The organism is Myxococcus sp. CA005 (assembly GCF_006518205.1).
Lineage (GTDB): Bacteria > Myxococcota > Myxococcia > Myxococcales > Myxococcaceae > Myxococcus > Myxococcus xanthus.
In genome coordinates this window covers 1-2,003 of record NZ_SRLV01000191.1, presented here as the reverse complement: position 1 = coordinate 2,003, position 2,003 = coordinate 1, and the positions used below count along the sequence as shown (strand labels likewise).

Below are 2,003 nucleotides of genomic sequence, written 5' to 3'. Positions count from 1 at the left end.
GCTCAACGGCGCCATGGAGCGCACGCTGGAGTTCACCGTGGCGCACGAGGTGGCGCACCAGTACTTCGCGGGGCTCGTGGGCTCGGACCCCATCCTGGAGCCGGTGGTGGACGAGTCGCTGGCCCAGTACGCCGCGCTCCTCTACCTGGAATGGAAGCACGGCAAGAAGGTGGCGGAGTCGGTGCGCCAGGAGACGCTGGTGGGGCAGTACCACCTGTACCGGATGACGGGTGGGAAGGACGGCCGCGCGGACCGGCCCACGGGCCACTTCGCGGATGAGATGGAGTACGGCGCGCTCGTCTACGGCAAGGCGCCCCTGCTGCACCACGCCTCGCGGAAGCTGGTGGGAGACGCCGCCTTCCTCAAGGCCCTGCGCGCCTACGTGGACACGTACCGCTTCAAGTGGACGTGCAAGGACTGCTTCACGAAGGAGCTGGCGAAGGCGAGCCCCGCCAACGCGAGCGCGCTGGAGCGGCTGCGCACGCGCTGGTGGCGGGAGGCGAAGGGCGACGAAGATCTGGGCAAGCCCCGTCTGGAGTCGCTGCTGGGCGGCTTCGAGGGCCTGGAAGGGCTGGAGGCCTTGCAGTCGCTGCCCGGCATGGACCTGGAGGCACTCCAGGGCATGCAGGGCTTCGAGGCCTTCCAGGAGATAGACGCCCAGTCGAAGGAGCTGCTGGAGCAGCTCATCCCCGGGCTGATGGGGGAGTGAGGCGGGTCCTCAGTCGAAGAGGGCGCGGACGAACTCGCGCGGCTCGAAGCGGCGCAGGTCGGCCACCTTCTCGCCCACGCCCACCCAGACGACGGGGAGCTTCAGCTCGTCGCAGATGCCGATGACGACGCCACCCTTCGCGGTGCCGTCCAGCTTCGTCAGGGCGATGGCGCTGACGCCCACGGCCTCGTGGAACTGCTTGGCCTGCTGAATCGCGTTCTGGCCGTTGGTGGAGTCCAGCACCAGCAGCACCTCGTGCGGCGCGCCGGGCAGGGCCTTGTCCATGACGCGCTTCACCTTCTTCAGCTCCTCCATCAGCGGAGCCTTGGTGTGGAGCCGGCCGGCGGTGTCCGCGATGATGACGTCCGCGCCTTCCTCCTTCGCCTTCTTGACGGCCTCGAAGATGACGGCGCTGGGGTCTCCGCCCTCGGCGCCCTTCACCAACTGGGCCTGGGCGCGCTCGGCCCACACGTCGAGCTGCTCGGTGGCGGCGGCGCGGAAGGTGTCACCGGCGGCCAGCACCACCTTCTTGCCCTCGCTGGTGAGCTTCGAGGCCAGCTTGCCGATGGTCGTCGTCTTCCCTGCGCCGTTGACGCCCACCACCATGATGACGTGCGGCGGGCCGCCGCCTTCCAGGGAGCGCGGCACGGGCAAGTCACAGATGCGGGCGACCTCGTCGCGGATGAGGCCCTTGATGCGCTCGGGGTCCTTCAGCTCGTTGCGCTTGAGCTTCTCGCGAGCCACCTCCACCAGGTGGTTGGCGGTGCGCACGCCGATGTCGGCGGTGAAGAGGATTTCCTCCAGCTCCGCCAGGACGGACTCGTCCACCTGTCGCTGCTGGCCGAACAGGCCGTTGAGCCGGGCCATGAAGCCCTGGTTCCGGGTCTTGTCCAGGCCCTGGGCCAGGGTGCGGCCGGCTTCGGCCTCCACCTTGGCGCGCGCGGCGGCTTCCTCGGCGCGGCGGGCTTCCTCGGCGGCGGCGGCCTCGCGGGCGCGCTCCTCCTCCATCAGCCGCTGGGCTTCGACTTGCTCGCGCTTGCGGCGCTCCCGGGCCTCGTCGTCCGCGGCCTTCTTGGCGCGGTACTCGGCGCGCTTCTCCTCCTCCTCGCGCTCCTTGAGGGTGCGGGCCTCCGCCTCCAGCCGGGCGCGCTCGGCGGCGTCCGTGGCGGTGCGGGCGGCCTGGGCGGCCTCGGTGCGCTGGCGGGCCAGGGCCTCGGCGCGGTCGTGGGCGGCCTCGGCGTCGCGGAGTCGGGCGGCCTCCGCTTCGGAGGGGGGCAACTCCACGCGCAGGCGA

General features: G+C 71.0%; 2 protein-coding genes. One reads left to right on the top strand and one right to left on the bottom strand.

What is annotated here, in order from left to right; translation table 11 throughout:
• A partial coding sequence (locus FMQ63_RS37055) for a M1 family aminopeptidase (RefSeq protein WP_141277052.1) occupies nucleotides 1–709 on the top strand: 709 nt, incomplete at its 5' end.
• Nucleotides 710–718: 9 nt separating this feature from the next.
• Here FMQ63_RS37055 and ftsY read toward each other — a convergent pair.
• The coding region (gene ftsY / locus FMQ63_RS37050; RefSeq protein WP_141277049.1) for a signal recognition particle-docking protein FtsY at nucleotides 719–2,003 on the bottom strand (1,285 nt) is incomplete at its 5' end.